At 49.6% G+C, this 22624-nt stretch carries 19 protein-coding genes; 8 read left to right on the top strand and 11 right to left on the bottom strand.

What is annotated here, in order from left to right:
- Positions 1 to 162 precede the first annotated feature (162 nt).
- Together nifJ and ACLJR2_RS21490 are read right to left on the bottom strand one after the other, a co-directional pair.
- Positions 163 to 3687: a pyruvate:ferredoxin (flavodoxin) oxidoreductase gene (nifJ, locus tag ACLJR2_RS21495; protein ID WP_001193254.1), complete on the bottom strand. Its 3525-nt coding sequence runs from the start codon at positions 3685 to 3687 to the stop codon at positions 163 to 165.
- A 60-nt stretch (positions 3688 to 3747) separates the two neighbouring features.
- A complete protein-coding gene (locus tag ACLJR2_RS21490; RefSeq protein ID WP_031607555.1) occupies positions 3748 to 4047 on the bottom strand; it encodes a hypothetical protein in 300 nt (99 codons plus the stop codon).
- On the opposite strand from ACLJR2_RS21490, the gene ACLJR2_RS21485 reads away from it, so the two are divergent.
- Entirely contained in the window at positions 3963 to 4229 is a 267-nt protein-coding gene (locus ACLJR2_RS21485; protein WP_001200679.1) for a DUF333 domain-containing protein, read from the top strand. The two genes, ACLJR2_RS21490 and ACLJR2_RS21485, sit on opposite strands and share 85 nt — an antisense overlap.
- A 43-nt stretch (positions 4230 to 4272) precedes the next feature.
- On the opposite strand, the gene hslJ is transcribed toward ACLJR2_RS21485, so the two are convergent.
- Entirely contained in the window at positions 4273 to 4683 is a 411-nt protein-coding gene (hslJ, locus tag ACLJR2_RS21480) for a heat shock protein HslJ (RefSeq protein WP_000725242.1), read from the bottom strand.
- A gap of 110 nt (positions 4684 to 4793) precedes the next feature.
- The gene (gene ldhA, locus ACLJR2_RS21475) at positions 4794 to 5783 is read right to left on the bottom strand and encodes a D-lactate dehydrogenase (protein ID WP_000762206.1); all 990 of its coding nucleotides are present in this window, start codon (positions 5781 to 5783) and stop codon (positions 4794 to 4796) included.
- Between the two features lie 266 nt (positions 5784 to 6049).
- On the opposite strand from ldhA, the gene ACLJR2_RS21470 reads away from it, so the two are divergent.
- From ACLJR2_RS21470 to ACLJR2_RS21455, 4 genes are all read left to right on the top strand, one after another.
- Positions 6050 to 8686: a YdbH family protein gene (locus ACLJR2_RS21470; RefSeq protein WP_000677042.1), complete on the top strand. Its 2637-nt coding sequence runs from the start codon at positions 6050 to 6052 to the stop codon at positions 8684 to 8686.
- A complete protein-coding gene (locus ACLJR2_RS21465) occupies positions 8686 to 8877 on the top strand; it encodes a YnbE family lipoprotein (protein ID WP_000784063.1) in 192 nt (63 codons plus the stop codon). The genes ACLJR2_RS21470 and ACLJR2_RS21465 overlap by 1 nt, the downstream gene beginning before the upstream one ends.
- A 7-nt stretch (positions 8878 to 8884) precedes the next feature.
- A complete protein-coding gene (locus ACLJR2_RS21460) occupies positions 8885 to 9208 on the top strand; it encodes a YdbL family protein (protein WP_000760414.1) in 324 nt (107 codons plus the stop codon).
- 142 nt (positions 9209 to 9350) lie between these two features.
- Entirely contained in the window at positions 9351 to 9800 is a 450-nt protein-coding gene (locus tag ACLJR2_RS21455) for a GFA family protein (RefSeq protein ID WP_001518898.1), read from the top strand.
- Here ACLJR2_RS21455 and azoR read toward each other — a convergent pair.
- On the bottom strand, positions 9797 to 10402 hold the full coding sequence (gene azoR, locus ACLJR2_RS21450) for an FMN-dependent NADH-azoreductase (protein WP_000048924.1): 606 nt from the start codon (positions 10400 to 10402) through the stop codon (positions 9797 to 9799). The genes ACLJR2_RS21455 and azoR overlap by 4 nt on opposite strands.
- 200 nt (positions 10403 to 10602) lie before the next feature.
- Between azoR and hrpA the strand changes: the two genes are divergently transcribed.
- The 3 genes from hrpA (at position 10603) to cybB (ending at position 16016) form a co-directional block, all read left to right on the top strand.
- Entirely contained in the window at positions 10603 to 14505 is a 3903-nt protein-coding gene (hrpA, locus tag ACLJR2_RS21445) for an ATP-dependent RNA helicase HrpA (RefSeq protein WP_024134145.1), read from the top strand.
- 63 nt (positions 14506 to 14568) lie between these two features.
- Positions 14569 to 15369: a YdcF family protein gene (locus tag ACLJR2_RS21440; protein ID WP_001098505.1), complete on the top strand. Its 801-nt coding sequence runs from the start codon at positions 14569 to 14571 to the stop codon at positions 15367 to 15369.
- A 116-nt stretch (positions 15370 to 15485) separates the two neighbouring features.
- Positions 15486 to 16016: a cytochrome b561 gene (gene cybB, locus ACLJR2_RS21435; RefSeq protein WP_000527277.1), complete on the top strand. Its 531-nt coding sequence runs from the start codon at positions 15486 to 15488 to the stop codon at positions 16014 to 16016.
- A gap of 270 nt (positions 16017 to 16286) precedes the next feature.
- Here the strand turns inward: cybB and ACLJR2_RS21430 are convergent, their stop codons facing one another.
- The 6 genes from ACLJR2_RS21430 to ACLJR2_RS21405 form a co-directional block, all read right to left on the bottom strand.
- On the bottom strand, positions 16287 to 16949 hold the full coding sequence (locus ACLJR2_RS21430) for a class I SAM-dependent methyltransferase (RefSeq protein WP_001534088.1): 663 nt from the start codon (positions 16947 to 16949) through the stop codon (positions 16287 to 16289).
- A 463-nt stretch (positions 16950 to 17412) separates the two neighbouring features.
- On the bottom strand, positions 17413 to 18963 hold the full coding sequence (locus tag ACLJR2_RS21425) for a glycosyltransferase family 39 protein (protein WP_001534052.1): 1551 nt from the start codon (positions 18961 to 18963) through the stop codon (positions 17413 to 17415).
- A 136-nt stretch (positions 18964 to 19099) separates the two neighbouring features.
- Positions 19100 to 19780 (bottom strand): amino acid ABC transporter permease, encoded by a 681-nt coding sequence (locus ACLJR2_RS21420; protein WP_000560165.1) that lies wholly within the window; start codon positions 19778 to 19780, stop codon positions 19100 to 19102.
- Positions 19777 to 20508, bottom strand: a complete 732-nt coding sequence (locus ACLJR2_RS21415; RefSeq protein WP_001534086.1) for an amino acid ABC transporter ATP-binding protein — start codon at positions 20506 to 20508, stop codon at positions 19777 to 19779. Before ACLJR2_RS21415 ends, ACLJR2_RS21420 begins: the two co-directional genes overlap by 4 nt.
- A gap of 24 nt (positions 20509 to 20532) precedes the next feature.
- The gene (locus ACLJR2_RS21410) at positions 20533 to 21180 is read right to left on the bottom strand and encodes an amino acid ABC transporter permease (RefSeq protein ID WP_000094453.1); all 648 of its coding nucleotides are present in this window, start codon (positions 21178 to 21180) and stop codon (positions 20533 to 20535) included.
- A gap of 6 nt (positions 21181 to 21186) precedes the next feature.
- Entirely contained in the window at positions 21187 to 21948 is a 762-nt protein-coding gene (locus tag ACLJR2_RS21405; RefSeq protein WP_001534089.1) for a transporter substrate-binding domain-containing protein, read from the bottom strand.
- Positions 21949 to 22624 lie beyond the last annotated feature (676 nt).

The raw sequence follows: 22624 nt of genomic DNA, 5'->3' as shown, positions 1-22624 counted from the left end.
CAGCCCGTTTACGGGCCGTAAGTAACGAAGTTTGATGCAAATGTCAGATCGTATGCGCCTGTTAGGGCGCGGCTGGTAAGAGAGCCTTACAGGCGCATCTGAAAAACCTCCGGCTATGCCGGAGGATATTTATTGTTTCCAGGTTAATCCTTAGAATATTTTTTAATCTGCGCCGGGTTTTTCCGCTTTTCCTGCCAGCAAGGCAAGAAAGTCATAGCGTTTTTGCAAATCCAATGCGGCATCTCGCCATAATTGTTCAGCTACTTCAGGCTGTTGCGCATTCAGGCGACGGAAACGCTGTTCATTAAGCAACGTTTCCGCCAGGGCATCAGACGGTGGCCGAGAGTCCAGCGCCAGCGGCGGCTTGCCTTCATCCGCACGGCGGGGATCAAAGCGGTATAACGGCCAGAAACCGGTCGCCGTTAACTGGCGCATCTGGTCATGGCTTAGCGCCAGATCGTAGCCATGTTCCTCACAGGGGCTATAGGCAATGATCAGCGACGGTCCTGGCCAGGCTTCGGCCTCCTGGATGGCTTTCACCGTCTGGTTTAACTGCGCGCCCAGCGAGATTTGCGCGACATAAACATGACCATACATCATCATGCTGACACCAAGATCTTTACGGGCTTTACGCTTGCCATGTTCGCCAAACTTAGTGACGGCGCCAAGCGGCGTCGCCTTCGATGCCTGGCCGCCAGTATTGGAGTAACACTGCGTATCCAGAACCAGAATATTGACATTCTCCGTCAGGCTTAACACATGGTCTAAACCGCCAAAGCCGATGTCGTATGCCCAACCATCGCCGCCAATCAGCCAGATTGATTTTTCTACCAGCGCATCAGCATCCTTTAACAGTTCCTCTGCGCCTGCAACCGATTTCAGATGTTGGCGTAATGCGGCGACCTGCTCACGCCGAACGTCAGGCGTTGCTTCGGCATGCAGCGCATTGTTTAATTCCGCCGGGATGCGATCGGCGAATTGCGCCAGTAAACGCATGACGCGCGCCCGGTGCTGATCCACGCTCAGACGGAAACCGAGGCCAAATTCCGCGTTATCTTCAAATAGCGAATTCGCCCACGCCGGGCCGCGTCCGTTGGCATCGGTGGTATAAGGCGTAGAGGGTAAGTTACCGCCGTAAATAGAGGAACACCCCGTGGCGTTAGCGATTAACATTCTGTCGCCATATAACTGAGTCAGCAGCTTAATATACGGCGTTTCACCACAGCCGGAACAGGCGCCGGAATACTCAAACAGCGGCGTAATAAGCTGCGATGTGCGGATATCAATTCGTTCCAGTTTGCTGCGATCGATTTCCGGCAAGTCGAGGAAGAAGTCATAATTCACTTTCTCTTCTTCCACATGCTCAAGGCGCGACATCATGTTAATCGCCTTGATCTGTGGATTTTGCCGATCTTTAGCCGGGCAGACCTCTACGCATAAATTACAGCCAGTACAGTCTTCCGGCGCGACCTGCAGCACATATTTCTGGCCGCGCATATCGCGGGACTTCACGTCCAGCGAATGCAGACTGGCTGGCGCGTTCTCCATCGCCTGCGGGGAAACGACTTTCGCACGAATCGCCGAGTGAGGGCAGGCGGCGACGCAGTGATTACATTGTGTACACAGTTCCTCTTTCCAGACAGGAATCTCTTCGGCGATATTGCGTTTTTCCCAGCGGGTGGTGCCCATTGGCCATGTTCCGTCCGGCGGCAGCGCGGAAACAGGCAGTGCGTCGCCAAGGCCCGCCAACATGGCGGCGGTAACGGTTTTCACGAAATCCGGCGCGGCGTCGGAGACGACCGGCGGGCGATGCGCGCTGTGCGGATTAACCGCCTGCAACGGCACTTCCGCCAGCGATTCCTGCGCCAGAGCCAATGCCTGCCAGTTACGCTCAACCAGATCCTGACCTTTGCTGCTATAGCTTTTGGCAATCGCGCCCTGCAGCTCAACCAGGGCGCTATCGCCCGGAAGAATATGCGTCAGGTGGAAGAAAGCCATTTGCATGACGGTATTGATGCGGGCGCCAAGTCCACATTCGCGGGCGATTTTCGCCGCGTTAACCACGTAAAAACGCGCCTTTTTCTGATTCAACACCGCCTGAACTTCTTGCGGCAGACGCGACCAGACCTCGTCGGCGCTGTACGGCGTATTAAGCAGAAAGATACCGCCGGGCTTCAGACGCTCCGCCATCTGATATTTATCGATAAACTGTAATTGATGGCAGCCGACAAAATCCGCCTGAGCAATTAAGTAAGCGGAACGAATGGGTTTTTCGCTGACGCGCAGGTGCGATACCGTGAGCCCGCCAGCTTTTTTAGAGTCATAAACGAAATAACCTTGCGCATACCACGGCGTAGAATTACCGATAATTTTAATATTATTTTTCGTGGCGGATACGCTGCCGTCGCTTCCCAGGCCGTAAAATAACGCTTCAAGTTTAGCGCTGCCGGGCAGGGTATTTTCCGGTAATGGCAGCGAGAGGTTAGTAACGTCATCATAAATGCCCACCGTAAACCGTGGTTTGGGTTTCGCGCGGCTGAGTTCATTAAAGACCGCCAGTACGCACGCCGGGCCGAACTCTTTGGATGATAGCCCATAACGGCCGCCAATGGTGCGCGGCAACGTTTCGCGCTCGCCATTATTAAAGGCTTCCGCCAGTGCGGTCATCACGTCCAGATAAAGCGGCTCGGCCTGCGCGCCAGGCTCTTTGGTGCGATCCAGCACGGCGATAGCGCGAACGGTTTCCGGTAATGCCTGTAACAAATGTTTGGCGGAGAAGGGGCGGAACAGACGGACTTTCAGAACGCCGACCTTTTCTCCGCGTATCAGTAGCTCGTCCACGACCTCTTCGCAGGTGCCGAGGGCGGAGCCCATCATTATGATGACGCGTTCAGCCTGGGGATGGCCATAATATTCAAATGGCTGGTACTGACGGCCCGTAGCGTCGCCAAATGCCTTCATCGCCTCTTCAACATGATCATAAACGGCGTTGTACCACGGGTTGGTCGCTTCGCGAGACTGGAAGTAGGTATCCGGATTCGCTGAAGTTCCACGAATCACCGGATGTTCCGGATTCAGCGCGCGGGCGCGGTGAGCGTCGATCTCCGCCTGCGGCATCAGGTTCAGAATGGTTTCATCCGTTAGCGGTATAATTTTGTTGATTTCATGCGATGTACGGAAGCCATCAAAAAAATGAATAAACGGAACGCGGCTTTTCAGCGTAGCCCTGTGTGCGATCAGCGCAAAATCCTGCGCTTCCTGAACGCTGGCGGCGCATAACATCGCGCAGCCTGTCTGGCGGACCGCCATCACATCGGAATGGTCGCCAAAAATAGAAAGCGCGTGTGTGGCGACAGTGCGCGCGGCAACGTGCAGTACAAACGGCGTGAGCTGCCCCGCCAGTTTATACAGCGTTGGAATCATCAGCAGCAGCCCCTGCGATGATGTAAATGACGTAGAAAGCGAACCGGTTTGTAACGCACCGTGAACGGCGGCGATCGCGCCGCCTTCCGACTGCATCTCTACCACACGCGGCGTATCGCCCCAGACATTTTTAAGCCCATTGCCGGCCCAGGCATCCGCTTGTTCAGCCATTGTTGAACTGGGCGTAATCGGGTAAATGGCGATAACCTCGCTGGTACGGAACGCCACCGACGCTACTGCGCCATTACCGTCAATTGTTTGCATATGACACCCTTACATTGCGCAAAAAAGAGGGACACGCATAATCGTGAGCGCATCCTGTAGTTATCCTTTTATTTTAGCAAAGCCCTTCAAGCCCCATTTTCGCTTTTGTGTCCCTGGCGGGAGGAGAATGACGATTTCTTGCCGAAAAGACGTAAAAAATTGCCAATAAATGTTAATGAAGCGCATAAATGCGCGCTTTGCCTCTCGACGCGTCAGTTTCTGCTGCCTATTATTTAGGGCGGTGTCGTTTGGATGAATAAACAGAGGGGAGAGAAATGCGCGCAGCGTTTTGGGTGGGATGTGCCGCGTTATTATTGTCGGCTTGCAGTAGCGAACCTGTTCAGCAGGCAACCGCGGCACATGTTTCGCCAGGGATGAAAGCGGCGATGTCCAGCGCCGGCGAAGCGAATTGCGCTATGATTGGCGGTTCGCTTTCAGCGGCCCGGCAGCTTGATGGTTCAGTAATTGGTATGTGCGCGCTACCCAACGGCAAACGTTGTAGCGAACAGTCGCTTGCCGCCGGAAACTGCGGGAGTTACTAAGCGCGGCGTTTCGCCTGACGCGTATAACTTTTCACTTAATGGCTTAGTGCGCTAAATCCGCCAGTTTATACATTAGCGTTGTTTCTGCCGTCGCCAGCGTTAATTGGTTCGCAGTTAAATCGACCTGCGCTCCTTTGCTGAAGAGCTCGCTGAGGGTGCCGTCCAGCGCATTAAGCTGCGGATCGGCGCACATCATTCGGGTCATCGCTAAATTTTTCACTTTTAATTCGCCGTCCGATAGTTTTCCTTCGCCGGTGAATTGATTGCACATTTTGCCGGATACCGTCATGTCCTCGCCAAAGCTGAGCTCCGGGCCGGTGACCGTTTTACCGTTTACGCTTTCCAGAACAAAGCGGTGGTGCTCCAGTTGCTCGCGTTTGACGGACACTTTTCCACTGCTCACACACCCTGTCATTATGATGCTCAGGGCGACCAGCGTGACGATTTTCTTCATTGATATTCTCTGTAATCTGATAGTTAACACTGACTATAGTAATGATATGACCGGATAGATCTTCAGGGGTTATCCGAAAATGCTCCCCTGAGCGCAGGGGAGCGACAGGATTAGAACAGCGCGTTCGGGCAGGCTTCGCCCTTCTCAAGCTGGCTTAAGTTTTGTAACGTGGTTTCAGAGATGCTGATCAGCGCTTCTGCGGTCAGGAATGCCTGGTGCCCCGTAAACAGTACGTTATGGCAGGCCGACAGACGGCGGAAAACATCATCCTGGATAACATCGTTTGACTTATCTTCAAAGAACAGGTCGCGTTCGTTTTCATACACATCCATCCCCAGCGAGCCGATTTTCTGATTCTTCAGAGCTTCGATAGCCGCCTGGGAATCAATCAGCGCGCCACGACTGGTATTAATGACCATAACGCCATTTTTCATTTGGTCGAATGCCGCATGGTTCAGTAAATGGTAGTTTTCCGGCGTGAGCGGGCAGTGCAGGGAAATGACATCCGATTCGGCAAACAACGTTTGCAGATCCACATACTCGACGCCGAGATCAAGCGCGGCGGTGCTGGGATAGGGATCAAACGCCAGTAAACGCATTCCAAAGCCTTTCAGGATACGCAGCGCGGCGACGCCGATTTTACCGGTACCAATGACGCCAGCGGTTTTTCCGTGCATGGTAAAGCCGGTCAGTCCCTCAAGGGAAAAGTTAGCGTCGCGGGTGCGTTGATAAGCGCGGTGAATACGGCGGTTCAATGTCATCATCATGCCAATCGCATGTTCAGCGACGGCTTCCGGAGAATAAGCCGGCACGCGGACCACCTGCAAACCGAGCTCTTTAGCGGCATCCAGGTCGACATTATTAAATCCGGCGCAACGCAGCGCGATGTATTTCACGCCATGTTTTTTCAGCTCTTCCAGTACCGGTCGGCTCCCGTCGTCATTCACGAAGATACAAACTGCTTCACATCCATTGGCGGTTTTCGCCGTTTTCTCGGTCAGCAGAAAATCAAAAAACTCCAGTTCAAAACCGAACGCTTCGTTCACTTGCTGTAGATATTTCTTGTCATACTGTTTGGTACTATAGACGGCGAGTTTCATATGACCTTCTCCAGTGATGTTAGAATCACACAAATATGCTTAAAATTATCTTACAAAAAATCAAAAATAATTGATAGTCATACATATAATGAATAATTTTAGGTTATCATTCTCCACAACGCCTCAAATAGCCGGAGGGCGCCCCTGCAACAGGCATAACGCATCACCCGCTTGCAACATGAACTATTAGGCTATGTACGGGCAATCATGCCAAAATAAAGAGATAGCCAACTGAATTTTTCGTTAAATCAGGAAATTAATGGCCCATGAAGGGTAAATATAAAGCCGCCCTTGCGCTACTGTTACTGCTGATTCTTGTCCCTCTGACGCTACTGATGACCCTCGGGCTGTGGGTTCCCACTCTGGCGGGAATTTGGCTACCCGTCGGTACCCGTATCGCTCTGGAACAAAGTCCACGCCTGACACGTCATGGGTTAGTGATTCCCGATCTTCGCTATCTGGTCAATGATTGTTCGTTAGCGCATATTACCCAGGCGAAACTGACGCATCCCAGCCGTTGGTTGCTGAATATTAAAAGCCTCAAACTGGATGCCGCGTGCCTGGCGAAACTGCCTGCTACAGAAGCCTCTCCCGCCGCGCCGCGTACGCTGGCGCAGTGGCAGTCAATGCTGCCCAATACCTGGATTAACATCGATAATGTCATTCTCGCGCCCTGGTCGGAATGGCAGGGCAAGCTGGCGATCTCCATGACGCCGGTCATTCAGCAGATACGTTATCAGGGCGAAAAAGTAAAATTTCAAGGGCAGCTACGCGGTCAGGCATTGACGGTGAGCCAACTGGAGATCGCCGCGCTGGCCAACCAGCCTCCCGTTAGCCTGGCGGGGAAGTTTATGTTGCCGCTGGTACCGGATGGCCTGCCGGTCAGCGGTCATGCGGCAGCGACCTTGCGTCTGCCGCAGGAACCGTCGCTGGTGGATGCGGAACTGGAGTGGCGTGATAACGCCGGACAGCTCATCGTGATGGCGCGAGGTAATCCTGACCCGATTCTCGATCTCCCCTGGGCGGTAACGCGTCAGCGGCTTACCATCAGCGATGGCCGCTGGAACTGGCCATATCAGGGATTTCCCTTGAGCGGACGTCTGGCTTTTAATATCGATAACTGGCAAGCCGGGCCGGATAATGCGCGAGTCAGCGGACGCCTGAATATTCTGACCCAGGGCGATGCCGGTAAAGCGAACGCTGTACTGACTATCGGCCCGGGAAAACTCAGCATGGATAGCAGTGAGATGCCTCTACAGCTTACCGGCGAGGCTAAACAGAAGGATTTAATCTTTTATGCCGTATTGCCCGCTATGTTCCGCGGCAGTCTGGCCGATCCGCAGCTCACCTTTGCACCTGGCGCATTGCTACGCTCGCGCGGACGGGTGATTGATGCGTTAGATATTGATGAAATTCGTTGGCCGCTGGCGGGCGTTAAGGTGACGCCGCGCGGCGTTGATGGCCGATTACAGGCTATTTTACGGGCGCACGAAAATGAGATGGGCGATTTCGTTCTTCATCTTGATGGCCTGGCGAATGATTTTCTCCCTGATGCTGGTCGCTGGCGGTGGCGCTATTGGGGGCAAGGAAGCTTTACGCCAATGCGCGCCCGCTGGGATATTGCCGGACAGGGCGAATGGCATGATAACACCATCAGGTTGACCAGTTTGTCCACCGGTTTTGATCAGTTGCACTATGGCGCAATGACCGTCACATCGCCAAGACTGGCGCTGAATAAACCTATTGTCTGGGTTCGCGACGCCACAACGCCGTCGCTACAGGGCGCGCTGTCTCTGGAGGCGGGAAAAACCGTATTTACCAGCGGGAGCGTGCTGCCGCCTTCTACCATTAATTTTAGCGTTGAAGGGCGCGAGCCAACCCTGTTCCAGTTTAAAGGCGACCTTCGGGCGGGGGCGATAGGGCCGGTACGGCTGAATGGGCGCTGGGATGGCGAACGCCTTCGCGGACAGGCCTGGTGGCCGAAGCAGTCGCTTATCGTTTTCCAGCCGTTGCTTCCACCAGACTGGAAAATGACGCTGCGCGAAGGCTCACTGTATGCGCAGGTGGCTTTTTCCGCCGCACAGGGGCAGGGGTTTGAAGCAGGTGGACACGGCGTGTTAAAAGGCGGCAGTGCCTGGATGCCGGATAACAAAATCAACGGCGTCGATTTCATTCTGCCATTTCGCTTCCACAACGGCGCGTGGCAATTGGGGACGCGCGGGCCCGTCTCGCTGCGTATTGCCGGGATAGTTAACCAGGTCACGGCGAAAAATATCACCGCTGATTTACAGGGCGGTTATCCCTGGAGCGAGTCGAATCCATTACTGCTAAGCGATGTCAGCGTAGACGTGCTGGGCGGTCAAATCATTATGAAACAGTTGCGAATGCCGCAGCACGACCCGGCGCTTTTACGGGTGCAAAATATTTCATCCAGCGAATTGATTAGCGCCATAAATCCAAAGCAATTCGCCATGTCTGGTCCGGTTAGCGGCGCGCTGCCGCTGTGGCTGAACAATGAAAAATGGATAATCAAAGATGGCTGGCTTACGAATCCTGGGCCAATGACGTTGCGCATCGATAAAGATACTGCGGATGCGGTGGTGAAGGATAATGTTACGGCAGGCTCGGCGATTAACTGGCTACGTTATATGGAGATTACGCATTCGTGGACGAAAATTAACGTTGATAACCTGGGCGTACTAACGATGCAGGCGGCCATTACCGGCAAAAGCCGGGTAGATGGTAAAACCGCGATCGTTAACTTGAACTATACCCATGAAGAAAATGTGTTTACGCTGTGGCGCAGTTTGCGTTTTGGCGACAATTTACAGGCATGGCTTGAACAAAATACAGCATTGCCGCAACCTCCTTGTCGGAAAGACAAGGACTGTGAGGATAAATAATGAAAATGAGTATTGCCATGCTGTCAGCGCTTGCGTCATTTATCGTGGTGGGCTGCACGCCACGTATTGAAGTCGCCGCGCCGGAACAGCCGATTACCATCAACATGAATGTAAAGATCGAGCATGAAATACATATCAAAGTCGATAAAGATGTTGAAGAACTCCTGAAATCACGCAGCGATCTATTCTGAGGCCATAATGAAAAAGTATTTAATGCTATGGGTGCTGACGCTGAGCTTGCTCACACCTTCTGTGTGGGCCTTAACCCTGGACGAAGCGCGCACGCAGGGCCGGGTAGGGGAAACGCTGAATGGCTATCTGGTGGCCTTAAAGAATGATGCCGAAACCCAGAAACTGGTGCTTGATATTAATCATGCCCGCCGCGCCAGTTATCAGCAGTTAGCGGATAGCAATCATCTTCCCGTGGACGAGGTGGCGAAGATGGCAGGGCAAAAACTGGTTGAGCGCGCCAGGCCGGGAGAATATGTCCAGGGAATTAATGGCAAATGGATGCGTAAATAACCGCTTCCCGACAATTTTTTTACCGCAAAATGCATTTTTATATGGGTAATTTCTGAATACGAAGGTCGTATTTACATTAGGCGAACCGGAAGGCTATTTCTATACTGTTGGCTGGTATCATTATTCGCGAGAGTAACCAGGTATGACGTCTGAAAAATTATCTGCTGCCTGCCATTGTGGCAGCGTCGTGTTTACCGTTCAACTTAGCGATGGCTTTCATACCGCCAGGCGCTGCAACTGTTCCTTTTGCCGGATGCGCGGAGCAGTGGCAGTGTCTGCGCCGCTGTCGGGTATTAAAGTGCTAAAAGGGCAGGATAAGCTTACCGAATATCGCTTCAATACGGGCAAGGCGGTGCATTTTTTCTGTTCGGTATGCGGGATATATACTTTTCATCAGCGCCGATCCAATCCCGATCAATATGGGGTCAATGTGGCGTGCATCGAAAATGTGTCGCCTTTTGATTTCGCCTGCGTTGAAGTCAATGATGGGGTAACGCATCCCAGCGATGGCGGCAGTAGCGGCGTGGTAGGATATTTGCGCTACGAACCTAAGAAGTCACCTCCCGTCGAAACGGGAGGCAAAAATATTTAAGCGGCCACTACGCTGTCAATCGCAGCTTTTGCATCGGCCTGAGCTTTAGCCGCCACTTCCGGCCCGTAGGCGATGCCTTCGGCAAAGACAAAATTCACGTCGGTAATACCGATAAAACCAAGGAACACTTTCAGGTAAGGCGCAATCAAATCCGTCGGGGTGTCTTTATGGATACCGCCGCGACTGGAGAGAACCACCGCGCGTTTACCGGTTACCAGACCTTCCGGGCCTTTTTCGGTATAGCGGAAAGTGATACCGGCGCGGGCAATCAGATCAAAGTAGTTTTTCAGCTGCGTCGGGATATTGAAATTGTACATCGGTGCCGCAATAACGATGACGTCGTGGGCTTTCAGTTCAGCAATGAGTTCATCAGACAGCGCCAGAGCGTCCTGCTGACGTGGCGTTAAAGGCGCATCGCCCGGACGCATCGCGCCCACCAGCTCGCCATCCAGCACCGGAACAGGGTTGGCCGCCAGATCGCGGACAGTAATTTCATCTGCGACGTGTTTTTCGCGCCATTGTTCAATAAAATAGTCAGTCAACTGACCAGACTGAGAGTACCCTGCCAGAATACTGGATTTAAGAACTAATACCTTGCTCATGGGTGTTTCCTTTTATGTGTTTGAAGGGGCGTGCCCCGTTGCTTGTTGACACTTTATTCACAAATATGTCGCAGGGATAGCGCAATATATCGAACCCTTTGTTCGAAATTATTGAACAACGCAAAAAAAGCCCCAATGTGGTACTCTATACCTATCATTTAAAACGATTTTAAACAGGCAGAATGCTGCCCAAGAGCTTTATGACTGAACAATCTATGTTGACGCTTCAGGTGTTACAGCAGCGGCTGGATGCACTGATGCTGCGCGACAAACAGCGCTTTGCGCGCCGCCTGCATGGCGTAAAGAAAGTAAAAAATCCTGATGCGCAACAGGCCATTTTCCAGACGATGGCGAAAGAAATTGAACAGGCTGCGACGCAGGTCGCTCTCCGCGAAGCGGCGCGTCCCTCAATCACTTATCCGCAAAATCTGCCTGTTAGCCAGAAGAAACAGGACATTCTGGAAGCGATCCGCGATCATCAGGTAGTGATCGTGGCAGGGGAAACCGGTTCCGGTAAAACCACCCAGTTGCCGAAAATTTGTATGGAACTGGGACGCGGAATTAAAGGACTTATTGGACATACTCAACCGCGTCGCCTGGCGGCGCGCACCGTCGCTAACCGCATTGCCGAAGAGTTGCAAACGGAGCCAGGCGGCTGCATCGGCTATAAAGTTCGTTTCAGCGATCATGTCAGTAGCAACACCATGGTCAAACTGATGACGGACGGTATCCTGCTGGCGGAAATCCAGCAGGACAGGCTATTGATGCAGTATGACACCATCATTATTGATGAAGCGCATGAACGCAGCCTGAATATTGACTTCTTGCTCGGCTATCTGAAAGAGCTTCTGCCGCGTCGCCCCGATCTGAAAGTGATTATTACCTCTGCGACCATCGACCCGGAACGCTTCTCGCGCCACTTTAATAACGCGCCGATTATCGAAGTCTCTGGCCGAACGTATCCCGTAGAAGTTCGTTATCGCCCCATCGTGGAAGAGGCTGACGACACTGAACGCGATCAGCTACAGGCAATTTTCGACGCTGTTGATGAACTGGGGCGTGAAAGTCCCGGCGATATTCTGATTTTTATGAGCGGAGAGCGGGAAATCCGCGATACCGCTGACGCCCTGAACAAGCTGAACTTACGGCATACCGAAGTGTTGCCGCTGTATGCACGCTTGTCGAACAGCGAACAGAACCGCGTTTTCCAGTCGCACAGCGGACGCCGTATCGTGCTGGCAACTAACGTGGCGGAAACGTCGCTGACGGTGCCGGGTATCAAGTATGTGATCGATCCTGGCACTGCGCGCATCAGCCGCTACAGCTACCGCACTAAAGTGCAGCGCCTGCCGATTGAACCGATCTCACAGGCTTCCGCCAACCAGCGTAAAGGGCGTTGCGGGCGCGTATCGGAAGGGATTTGCATTCGTCTGTATTCGGAAGATGACTTTTTGTCACGTCCGGAATTTACCGACCCGGAAATTCTACGTACCAACCTGGCGTCGGTTATTTTGCAGATGACCGCCCTGGGGCTGGGTGACATCGCCGCCTTCCCGTTTGTCGAAGCGCCGGATAAGCGCAATATTCAGGATGGCGTGCGTTTGTTGGAAGAGCTGGGGGCGATTACCGCCGACGAACAGCAAACGGCATATAAGCTGACGCCGCTGGGCCGACAATTATCTCAGCTGCCGGTCGACCCGCGCCTGGCGCGTATGGTTCTGGAAGCGCAAAAACATGGCTGTGTGCGCGAAGCGATGATCATTACTTCCGCACTCTCTATTCAGGATCCGCGCGAGCGCCCAGTGGATAAGCAGCAGGCTTCCGATGAGAAACACCGGCGTTTCCATGATAAGGAGTCCGATTTTCTGGCGTTTGTTAACCTGTGGAATTACCTCGGCGAGCAACAAAAGGCCCTGTCGTCGAATCAATTCCGCCGTCTGTGTCGCACCGACTATCTGAACTATTTACGCGTGCGTGAGTGGCAGGATATCTATACCCAACTGCGTCAGGTGGTAAAAGAACTGGGGATTCCGGTAAACAGCGAACCCGCAGAATACCGGGAAATTCACGTTGCGTTGTTAACGGGGCTGTTGTCGCATATCGGGATGAAAGATGCCGATAAACAAGAGTACACCGGCGCGCGTAACGCCCGATTCTCTATTTTCCCCGGTTCCGGTTTATTCAAAAAACCGCCGAAATGGACAATGGTCGCAGAACTGGTGGAGACCAGCCGCCTGTGGGGGCGCATCGCTGCCCGCATTGAGCCAGAATGGGTGGAACCGGTAGCCCAGCACCTGATTAAACGTTCATATAGCGAACCGCACTGGGAGCGGGCGCAAGGCGCGGTGATGGCGACGGAAAAGGTTACTGTCTACGGTCTGCCGATTGTCGCCGCGCGCAAGGTGAATTACAGCCAGATTGACCCGGCGTTGTGTCGCGAGTTGTTTATCCGCCATGCGCTGGTGGAGGGGGACTGGCAAACCCGTCACGCCTTCTTCCGTGAGAATCTAAAATTGCGTGCGGAAGTCGAGGAACTTGAGCACAAATCTCGCCGCCGCGATATCCTGGTGGATGACGATACCCTGTTTGAGTTTTATGACCAGCGTATTAGCCATGACGTTATTTCCGCCCGCCACTTTGATAGTTGGTGGAAAAAAATCAGCCGCGAGACGCCGGATCTGCTCAACTTTGAAAAAAGTATGCTGATTAAAGAAGGCGCGGAAAAAATCAGCAAACTGGATTACCCGAATTTCTGGCACCAGGGCAATCTTAAGCTGCGTTTGAGCTATCAGTTTGAACCGGGCGCGGATGCTGACGGCGTGACCGTCCATATTCCGTTGCCGCTACTTAACCAGGTTGACGAGAGCGGTTTTGAATGGCAGATCCCAGGGCTGCGCCGTGAATTAGTTATTGCGCTGATTAAATCGTTGCCAAAACCGGTACGTCGCAACTTTGTTCCAGCGCCAAACTATGCTGAAGCGTTTTTAGGTCGCGTAACGCCGCTGGAGCTGCCGCTGCTGGACGCTCTGGAGCGTGAACTGCGCCGGATGACCGGCGTCACGGTCGACCGGGAAGACTGGCATTGGGATCAGGTGCCCGAGCATCTGAAAATCACGTTTCGCGTGGTGAATGACAAAAACAAGAAACTGCAGGAAGGGCGTTCGCTCGCCGAGCTTAAAAATGCGCTGAAAGGTAAAGTGCAGGAGACGCTCTCGGCGGTAGCGGATGACGGCATTGAGCAGAGCGGGCTGCATATCTGGAGTTTCGGCGAGCTGCCGGAAAGCTACGAACAGAAACGCGGTAATTATAAAGTGAAGGCGTGGCCGGCGTTAGTGGATGAGCGTGACAGCGTCGCTATCAAATTGTTTGATAATCCGCTGGAACAACAACAGGCGATGTGGTGCGGTTTACGCCGTCTGCTGTTGCTCAATATTCCTTCACCGATTAAGTATCTGCATGAGAAATTGCCGAATAAAGCCAAGCTGGGGCTGTACTTTAACCCGTACGGCAAAGTACTGGAGTTGATTGATGACTGTATCGCCTGCGGGGTAGATAAGCTGATAGATGCCAACGGCGGACCGGTGTGGAGCGAAGCAGGTTTCACCGCGCTGCACGAAAAGGTACGCGCCGAGCTGAATGATACTGTGGTGGATATCGCGAAGCAGGTCGAGCGGATCCTGACGACCGTATTCAATATCAATAAGCGTCTGAAAGGGCGGGTGGATATGAGCATGGCGTTGGGGCTTTCCGATATCAAGGCGCAGATGAGCGGTCTGGTATACCGTGGTTTTGTGACTGGCAACGGCTTTAAACGTCTCGGCGATACGCTGCGTTATCTGCAGGCAATTGAAAAGCGGCTGGAGAAACTGGCTGTCGATCCGCACCGCGATCGGGCGCAAATGCTGAAAGTCGAAAGCGTCCAGCAGGCGTGGCAACAATGGATAAATAAATTGCCTCCAGCGCGTCGCGAAGATGATGATGTTAAAGAGATCCGTTGGATGATTGAAGAACTGCGTGTCAGTTATTTCGCCCAACAGCTCGGTACGCCTTATCCTATTTCCGATAAGCGTATTTTACAGGCCATGGATCAGATTACGGCCTAAAAAGCCAGGCGACGATGTCTTTCAAAGAGATCCGGTACAAGTTCGGAACAAAAAGGAGGAATTATGAATACAACGCCATTTCCGGCGCTCTCTGCGGAAACATTGCTGGCGGTGAATACCGTCGGACAGTGGCTGGCGCAAAATGATTTTTCCGGCGAACAACCTTATTCGTCGGATTGCGTCGTCCTGGCGGGCAATGCGGTGATCCCCACTATCGACGCGGCCTGTCGCATCGCCAAAGCGCAAGGCGTTCCTTTACTGATTAGCGGCGGTATAGGTCATTCGACGCCGTTTTTGTACGCCGTGATTGCCCGGCATCCGCGCTACCATACTATTCGCACAACCGGACGCGCTGAAGCCGCTATCCTCGCGGATATCGCGAACCAGTTCTGGCATATTCCGGCTGAGAAAATTTGGCTGGAAGATCGGTCAACTAATTGCGGCGAAAATGCCCGTTTCTCCTGCGCACTGATCCGTCAGGCGAAAGAAAACATTAACACGGCTATCGTTGTGCAAGACCCCACCATGCAGCGGCGCACTATCGCGGCGTTTCGGCGCGTGACAAACGACGACACCGATGCGCCGCGCTGGCTGAGTTTTCCTGGTTTTGTTCCGGTACTGCGCCACCTTAACGGCGGTACACGTTTTGCCAACGTTGAAGAGGGCATCTGGACGGTGGAGCGTTATCTGTCTCTGATTGCCGGCGAGCTGCCACGTTTGCGTGACGATGAAACAGGGTATGGACCGCGTGGTAAAGATTTTATCATTCACGTTGATATCCCACGCGATATTGAAAAGGCATGGCAGGTATTGCAGGCAGATACTACGTTGCGCAGTGCGTTAGAACAGAGAGCTTTACGCTAAAAATCGCCCGTTTGCGAGGGTGAACGGGCAAGTGCGACCACCAACTCATAAATTTGATGAATTATTTATAAAAGCTGGTTATGTTGTCGCTTTACGGTTTTCATTCAGGACGCGCTATGGGCAATAAGTATTCCGGCCTGCAAATTGGTATTCACTGGTTAGTCTTTTTTCTGGTTATTGTGGCTTACGCCGCGATGGAGCTACGCGGTTTTGCGCCGCGTAGTTATCGGCCCTGGTTTAATATGACGCATGTTTCATGTGGCATCACTATTTTGCTTTTAATGGTGGCGCGCTTGATTATTCGGCTGAAATATCCCACGCCGCCCATTGTTCCTCGTCCAAAACCGATGATGACCGGAATGGCGCATTTGGGACATCTGGTGATTTACCTGTTATTTATCGCGCTGCCTGTTATTGGTCTGGTCATGATGTATAACCGCGGCAATCCCTGGGTCGCATTTGGCATTACTATGCCGCATGCCGCCGAAGCTAACTTTGAACGCGTAGATATGCTGAAATCCTGGCACGTCACGCTGGCGAATCTGGGCTATTTTGTTATTGGACTTCATGCCATCGCTGCTTTGATGCATCACTATTTCTGGAAAGACAATACGCTGTTACGGATGATGCCGCGTAAGCGTGACTGACCGTCCTGTATGACGTTTGTCGCAGGTGGGGTTAACTGCTTCAGGCAAACAAGGCATCTATCAGAGGGGATGGCGTATTCCATACAGAAAACGCCTGCGTCTAACCAGGACCCGTGACGCAGGCGAAGGAGGACGGGTCTACATCGGAAGCGGGTATTATACTTATTTGTATGACAAATAAAATAAACAATTACTATTCCGTAATCCAATGTTTAATCAACGGGTTAAACCCACATGATCGCGCTGCCGACCGCCCGGAAGTGCCTACACTTACAATGAACGTGGCATAGTGGCGGAAAATAGCGCAACGGCGCCATGTTGCTCCAAAGCCACCTTAGCGAAATGTTCGTCCAACACGCTGCGTAACGTATCGGCTGAATCATTGGTATTACTGAATATTCCTTTCTTGTTATAAACAGCCATTAATTTCTTACCAAAAGCATTGTGAGAAACCTCTTTGCCCAGAATCGTGGCGCCAAAAAGTGTGCCGCCGGGTTTAAGCGCCATACCGGCATTTTTAATTGCCTTCGCTTTTGTTGTCATCTCACCAGGTAAGCAGTGCAGAAGATAGTACATCGAAACGGAATCGAAGCGCCCGTGCCAGTCCGCCGGGAACGTGTCGAAAACATCGTGTTGTAGTGTGGCGCGGATTTTCGTATTACCCACTCGGCTGGCGGCTATTTTCAGGCTATCCGGATTTAAATCCATCAGCGAAATGGCATGAGTCGCAGGTGCATGTTTCAGGTAATAACCTGTACCTACGCCAATATCCAGGTGAGTCTCGCCCATGTGATGCAGGAAGAAAGGAAGTAGTCGCGTATCAGTAGGACACTTCCATGCATATTTGTTTGAGATATTGAGTACCCACCAGTCATATAAGCTAAGCGTGAATGGGTTATAGACTTTTGCGCCTGATTGTTGTGTATGCTTCATTGTTCTCTCACTAAATAATTTCGCGCTGGAATTAAAACAACGAAGCAATCGTTAGGCAAGCATTAATCAGGTGAGTGAGTAATTTAATGCGACGAATAAAGGCGATATTATGAATTAAGCGGTTATCTTAAAGAATATAGAGGATAATAATAGCTGATAAATGAATTGAACAGTCATATTATTATAAGCTGATAATTAATAATCGTTGATGTACGCGTATTAAGCCCTTTGATAATAACAATGCAATTAAATGCAGGAAGAATAATATTTATTCAAACACATAAAGCGATTATTGCACATTAATTGATATTTTAAATGTTACGCTGAGATAGCCATCTTTATTTAATATCACCTACCTGGAGGCGATATGATTGAGGTTTTTGAAGCGTTTGGCTGGACCTTACTTTTAGGCGGTCTGGCAGTGGCAGTACTGTTTATCACTGCACTGGATAGAAAACGGTAATCATTGCATTTGACGCGCCTGTTGAGTTGGTATTACAAATAATTGTACCTGAAATCTACCACTTCTGAATTTTGCGATATTTTGCCATTCTGACGGCAAGGGGTAATCCTGACTAAAGTTACCGCCGCTTACCAACCAGACACGATGGTAACTTTTTGAAAGCGTTGTCAGAGTATCAATATATGTCTGATCGGCTTGCGCATAAAACAGTGAACCAAAGCCATAGGCATTCGGTCTGCCTGATGTTCCGTGTGCGTTAGGCGGTGTATAAAGAAACGTACGATAATCTTGCTTATTATAATACACATAACTTAAATAATCGAACATTTTACTGACTACCACGGCATCATTAGGCTGGTGACGGGTATTAATATAGTTTACCAGTGGTTTAAACTCGTCTATGTGCTCAGGGTTATTATGATATGAACCATAGCCGAATAATAAGGTGAATAAGATAAACCAGAAGCCACAAACCGCTTTTTTTGCGCGGGTAAGTAATACCGCGAGCAGGGGAGGAATGCTCAGCGATGAGAAGAAGAAATAACGATCGATAAATAACGGCATCCACCAGGAAATGATGAAGACCAGCATTACAGGGATGACCAGATTACAAAATAATATCAGCTGATATCTTTCATATTCTCCGTTGCATAAAGATATTCGCCCCACAGTACCGATAAAACCTCCCACAGCCAGCCACAGAATGAACGACGGAAAACCCTGTCCGTTGTTTCCGGTAAAAAAATGCCAATACATCGCAGGCAGGTCACGCCATGTTACGGGGGGAATCCAACCGATATCATTACCGGCTCTCAACTGCGCCAGATGAGTCAGTAAATTAAACAATACGGGCAACCAGGGGAGATAAGCGACAGCAATCGCCAGGTTAGCAAACCACCAGCCAGGAAGTTTAAGGTAGCAGGCCGTTTTATGGCTTTGGCAGGATAATATTGTTACTGCGATCCAGTGGGCAATAAGTGTAAATAGGGTGAAATAATGGGTGTAAAAGCTGAACGTCATAAGTAAAGCATACGCGACAAGATAGCGATTATGGGTGGGTGTTTTTATCCACATCATCAATGCTAACGCGGCAGCGAGCGTTAGCATTCCCATTAACGCGTACATGCGCGTTTCTTGACTGTAATGAACTGCCATCGGCATCAGGGCGGCGAACCATCCCGCCAATAAGGCTGTACGTTCATTTGCCAGCCATCGCGTAAGCACGATAACCAGCACAACTGTCAGGATCCCAAAGAGTAGACTGAGAGAGCGCACCGCTGCAATGCTATCACCCAATAATATGATCCAGTCATGCAGTAACAGATAATAAAGCGGGGGATGCACGTCAAAAGCGGCATGGAAGAGCAGATTATCTACGCTATGTCGACTAATCAGCACGCTGGACGCTTCGTCACACCAAAGGTAGCGGTCAGTTAAAAACAGCAACCGTATAAGGACGGAGAATATGACAATGAGACAAACATGATATTTATACTTTATTTTTCTTAACCCATCGCCGGGCTGCCATATTGATAGTTGTGGTAGCGCCATAATATCCTCAATGGAGTAAGACTTAGACCAGAATGGACACCTAACGCAATAATGAAGGTTAAAATCTTAACCAACACTAAATAAAAATAACTTTGATAATGTCAGCGGTGAATTAATCAGAATAGTGCAGTACAACTCAGTAATCTTGACCGTAATGGCGAAGCAGTCTATGCTCTAAAAACCGGGTCAAACCGACGATAAAGGTAACGCCAATAAGATACACTATGGCGGCAAAAAGGTAAGCATGGAAGAATTTAAAGCTGGTTGCAGCAACCTCCTGAATTCGCGCGAAAAACTCAGTATATTGGATAAGAAAAACGATGGTGCTGTCTTTAAGGTTATTAATCACCTGATTCGTTAAGGCTGGAATGGAAGACAGCAATACCTGAGGCAGTATAATCCACAAAAAGACCTGCCGTTTGTTCAACCCCTGAACGACTGCTGCCTCCGTTTCATACTTATTCAATGCGTTATAGGCCGTTGTCATGTACGCGGCATTATATGCGCCGACATTCAAGGTAAAACCTGTAACCGCCACGGTAAAAGAGGACAGGTGAATGCCAGATTGAGGTAAACCATAATAGATAACAAATAGAATAAGAATGAGTGGCGTACCGATAAAGAAATCCATGTACAGTCGAGTTATGGCTTTTACCACGGGGCGATGGCTCAGGCTCAGAAAGAAAATAATAATTCCCCACAAAAAACCGGTGATGGAAACAATCAGCGCAAGTTTACAGGTTTCTTTAATACCGTCCACAACAAGTGGCAGTTGTTCAGTCAGGTCATTAAAGAAAAGAGACCAGCCAGCGATCATCGTTGTGCCTCGCTAAAAAAACAGTGGATATCTGGATCCGTTTCTCGTAAGGCAAGATCGGTAAAAGCGCCTTCTGCACGAATTTTGCCATGATTAAGAAACGTTACGTTATCGCTTAGTAATCTGGCGAGGCGAATATCATGAGTGACGCATAATATAGTGACGCCATTGTCATGAAGTTGCTTGATCAACATTCCGACTTCACGAGTCATGAGCGGATCAAGTGCAGACGTCGGCTCATCAAAAATAATGAGTTCTGGGTCGGTGACCATTGTACGGGCCAGGGCGACGCGCTGTTGCTGCCCTCCCGATAATTGCGAAGGGTATTTCGCGCTATGCGAGACCATATCAAGTTTTTGTAGCTCATGTAAGGCTTTCTCCCGAGCTAGTTGTCCCGGCATGCCAAACACTTTACATAGGGCAAGGGTAATGTTATCCATGACGTTAAGATGGCGATACAAAGCGTAATTCTGGAAGACACAACCGACTTTTTTTCTGAACTCAAGAATAGTAAATTCCTTGTCATAAATATTTCCCCCGTGAAAATAAATATCACCATAATCAGGCTCTTCTAATCGAAGCAGACAGCGTAAAAGCGTCGTTTTTCCACAACCCGATGGCCCCATGACTACTTTCATGTCTCCCGAATTAATTTTCAGACTAACCGTATCAAGAACCTTTTTTCCTGAATATTCCTTACTTATCTCTTTTAGTTCCAGTAAAGCCATGAGTATCACCTCTATTTTTATGCTTCAACTGATGCGATATTTTTTCTCAAACACTCCGGCCAGAAGAGTAAATACTTTATAAATAATGAAATATAATACCCCGGCAAGGGTATAGATCTGTAACCCGTTCAGCGTGATGGCTGTCAGTGACATTGCCTGCTTCGTTATTTCAGCGATGCCTACAGTATAAGCAAAGGGCGTCGCTTTTAATACAGAAGAAAACTCATTGATAATACCGGGCACAGAAAATCGCAACATCTGTGGCAGTTCAATATTTATTATAACCTGTAATTGACGCATTCCTGCTACTTTCGCTACCGTTATTTCGAATGGCTCAACTAATTTAAGCGCCCCTCTGAACACCTCGGCAAGATAACTCCCGCTGATTAAGCCGACGCTGAGGTTCATGGCCACCAGTGGTGAAACATATATGCCAATCGATGGTAATCCAAAATAAACAAGAAAAACAGCAATAAGTATTGGAATTCCCCGAAGAATAAAGACCAGTACGTCGAGTATCTTCTGTAGTGGAAGAGGGGATAGTCGCCGTAATACGGCGACTGTAAGCCCGGTCAAAAACGCTGAGAGAAAACAGGTAAATGTTACAAGCAGCGTATTACCAATCCCTTCCAATAGGAAATAAAAGATAGCCAGCATATTACCTGATGACATAGCTTACTATTTCATCCAGTTATCGGCGATGCCAGATATTTTTTGTGGCCCTTGCTCTTTAAGCCATAAGTTAAAATCATCGCGCACGGGAGAGCCTTTCTTAAAGGCAATGCCAAGTTGATCAACATTCTTGAAAACATAACGACTTTCTATCGGCATCTTTTTCTTATTTTTGAAGGTAAAATAAACCGGCTCTTCTATAAAAGCCAGATCAAGATTGCCATTTTTTAGATCAGCCATCGTCTCATTATAGGTTGGATACAATTTTACTTTACTTAACGAGTAGTATCCTTTGGGCTCCAGATCGTTTTTGATAAGGTCGGAGTAAGCCATTCCTCGAGGGTATCCAATAGAATATTTATTTAATTCATTGAGGTTATTGAGCGTTATTTTATGATTGGCCATACTGACCAGATAAAAAGAGTTGATGTAATAAGGTTCAGAGAAATCAATAACTTTCTTACGTTTATCTGTGATTGAAATTCCCGAAAATGCTACATCTGCCTGACCACTCGCCACTGCGCCAAGCATTCCATCCCAGGCATATTCGGTGATGTTTAGCTTACAATGCCGTGACTGACAGTAAGACGAAAAAAGCTCCAGATCTATCCCCTGCAATTTGCCATCAGCACTTTTAAATAACATAGGGGGAGAGGCTGGTGATACTGCGACATTGAGTGTTCTCCCTTCAACGATGCTATCAGCAAACGCTGAAGACGACATTATTCCCAACACTATCATCGATAAGCCAAATTTTTTGGATAACATGCTATCTATTTCCTGTAGTAAGGTAATGCGTATTATAAATTAAGCATTAGGGCGTGAGCCTGACATTTGCAGGCGTAAAGTACTTAACGTTATGTATTCCATCGCTGTTAACTAATTTAATCAGGAGGTTTGACAGGAATCATCAAAGGGAATGGATTGAATATACCATGAGATATCAACTGGATATGAGTGCAGCGACACCATGAAAGGTGAAAATGTAAAGATACCATAGACATTAGTATACTGGACATAGTTTATGCTCCATTTACGCATACATATTTACATGATAAGCAGATAAATGCTTCAGTGACGGTGCCTTTCATGTCTCTAATTATCATCTTACCACTCTATCCAGGGCCAATATAAAGACTTATCTTTTCTTGTCAAATACATTTTTTGAGCTAAGTTGATTTGCGTGCTATCTATATTTGCAAGCATATAAATTATTTGTCTCATGAACAAACGACAACAAATCAGGATTTCTGACGATGTTGTTATGTTTATCAAAACGTTAACTTGTTTTAATCGATGATAATCTTAATTCAGAAATATCTGAATATATACGGTTGTTGAGATAAAATTCTCAAATTAACATCGTACATCTTATGTAATAAATATAAATACGATTAATAAATCCAAAACTGAGACTGCCAACCGGATAACAAACAGCAATAAA

The sequence above is a fragment of the Salmonella sp. SAL03688 genome (assembly GCF_046551895.1).
Classification (GTDB): domain Bacteria; phylum Pseudomonadota; class Gammaproteobacteria; order Enterobacterales; family Enterobacteriaceae; genus Salmonella; species Salmonella enterica.
Note: the sequence above shows the minus strand (reverse complement) of the source record. Positions and strands in the feature narration are given on the sequence as shown.

Coding starts and splice junctions, on each gene's coding strand:
- nifJ (WP_001193254.1), bottom strand. CDS start 3,687: ATGCAAACAATTGACGGTAATGGCGCAGTAGCGTCGGTGGCGTTCCGT.
- ACLJR2_RS21485 (WP_001200679.1), top strand. CDS start 3,963: ATGCGCGCAGCGTTTTGGGTGGGATGTGCCGCGTTATTATTGTCGGCT.
- hslJ (WP_000725242.1), bottom strand. CDS start 4,683: ATGAAGAAAATCGTCACGCTGGTCGCCCTGAGCATCATAATGACAGGG.
- ldhA (WP_000762206.1), bottom strand. CDS start 5,783: ATGAAACTCGCCGTCTATAGTACCAAACAGTATGACAAGAAATATCTA.
- ACLJR2_RS21470 (WP_000677042.1), top strand. CDS start 6,050: ATGAAGGGTAAATATAAAGCCGCCCTTGCGCTACTGTTACTGCTGATT.
- ACLJR2_RS21465 (WP_000784063.1), top strand. CDS start 8,686: ATGAAAATGAGTATTGCCATGCTGTCAGCGCTTGCGTCATTTATCGTG.
- ACLJR2_RS21460 (WP_000760414.1), top strand. CDS start 8,885: ATGAAAAAGTATTTAATGCTATGGGTGCTGACGCTGAGCTTGCTCACA.
- ACLJR2_RS21455 (WP_001518898.1), top strand. CDS start 9,351: ATGACGTCTGAAAAATTATCTGCTGCCTGCCATTGTGGCAGCGTCGTG.
- azoR (WP_000048924.1), bottom strand. CDS start 10,402: ATGAGCAAGGTATTAGTTCTTAAATCCAGTATTCTGGCAGGGTACTCT.
- hrpA (WP_024134145.1), top strand. CDS start 10,603: ATGACTGAACAATCTATGTTGACGCTTCAGGTGTTACAGCAGCGGCTG.
- ACLJR2_RS21440 (WP_001098505.1), top strand. CDS start 14,569: ATGAATACAACGCCATTTCCGGCGCTCTCTGCGGAAACATTGCTGGCG.
- cybB (WP_000527277.1), top strand. CDS start 15,486: ATGGGCAATAAGTATTCCGGCCTGCAAATTGGTATTCACTGGTTAGTC.
- ACLJR2_RS21430 (WP_001534088.1), bottom strand. CDS start 16,949: ATGAAGCATACACAACAATCAGGCGCAAAAGTCTATAACCCATTCACG.
- ACLJR2_RS21425 (WP_001534052.1), bottom strand. CDS start 18,963: ATGGCGCTACCACAACTATCAATATGGCAGCCCGGCGATGGGTTAAGA.
- ACLJR2_RS21420 (WP_000560165.1), bottom strand. CDS start 19,780: ATGATCGCTGGCTGGTCTCTTTTCTTTAATGACCTGACTGAACAACTG.
- ACLJR2_RS21415 (WP_001534086.1), bottom strand. CDS start 20,508: ATGGCTTTACTGGAACTAAAAGAGATAAGTAAGGAATATTCAGGAAAA.
- ACLJR2_RS21410 (WP_000094453.1), bottom strand. CDS start 21,180: ATGTCATCAGGTAATATGCTGGCTATCTTTTATTTCCTATTGGAAGGG.
- ACLJR2_RS21405 (WP_001534089.1), bottom strand. CDS start 21,948: ATGTTATCCAAAAAATTTGGCTTATCGATGATAGTGTTGGGAATAATG.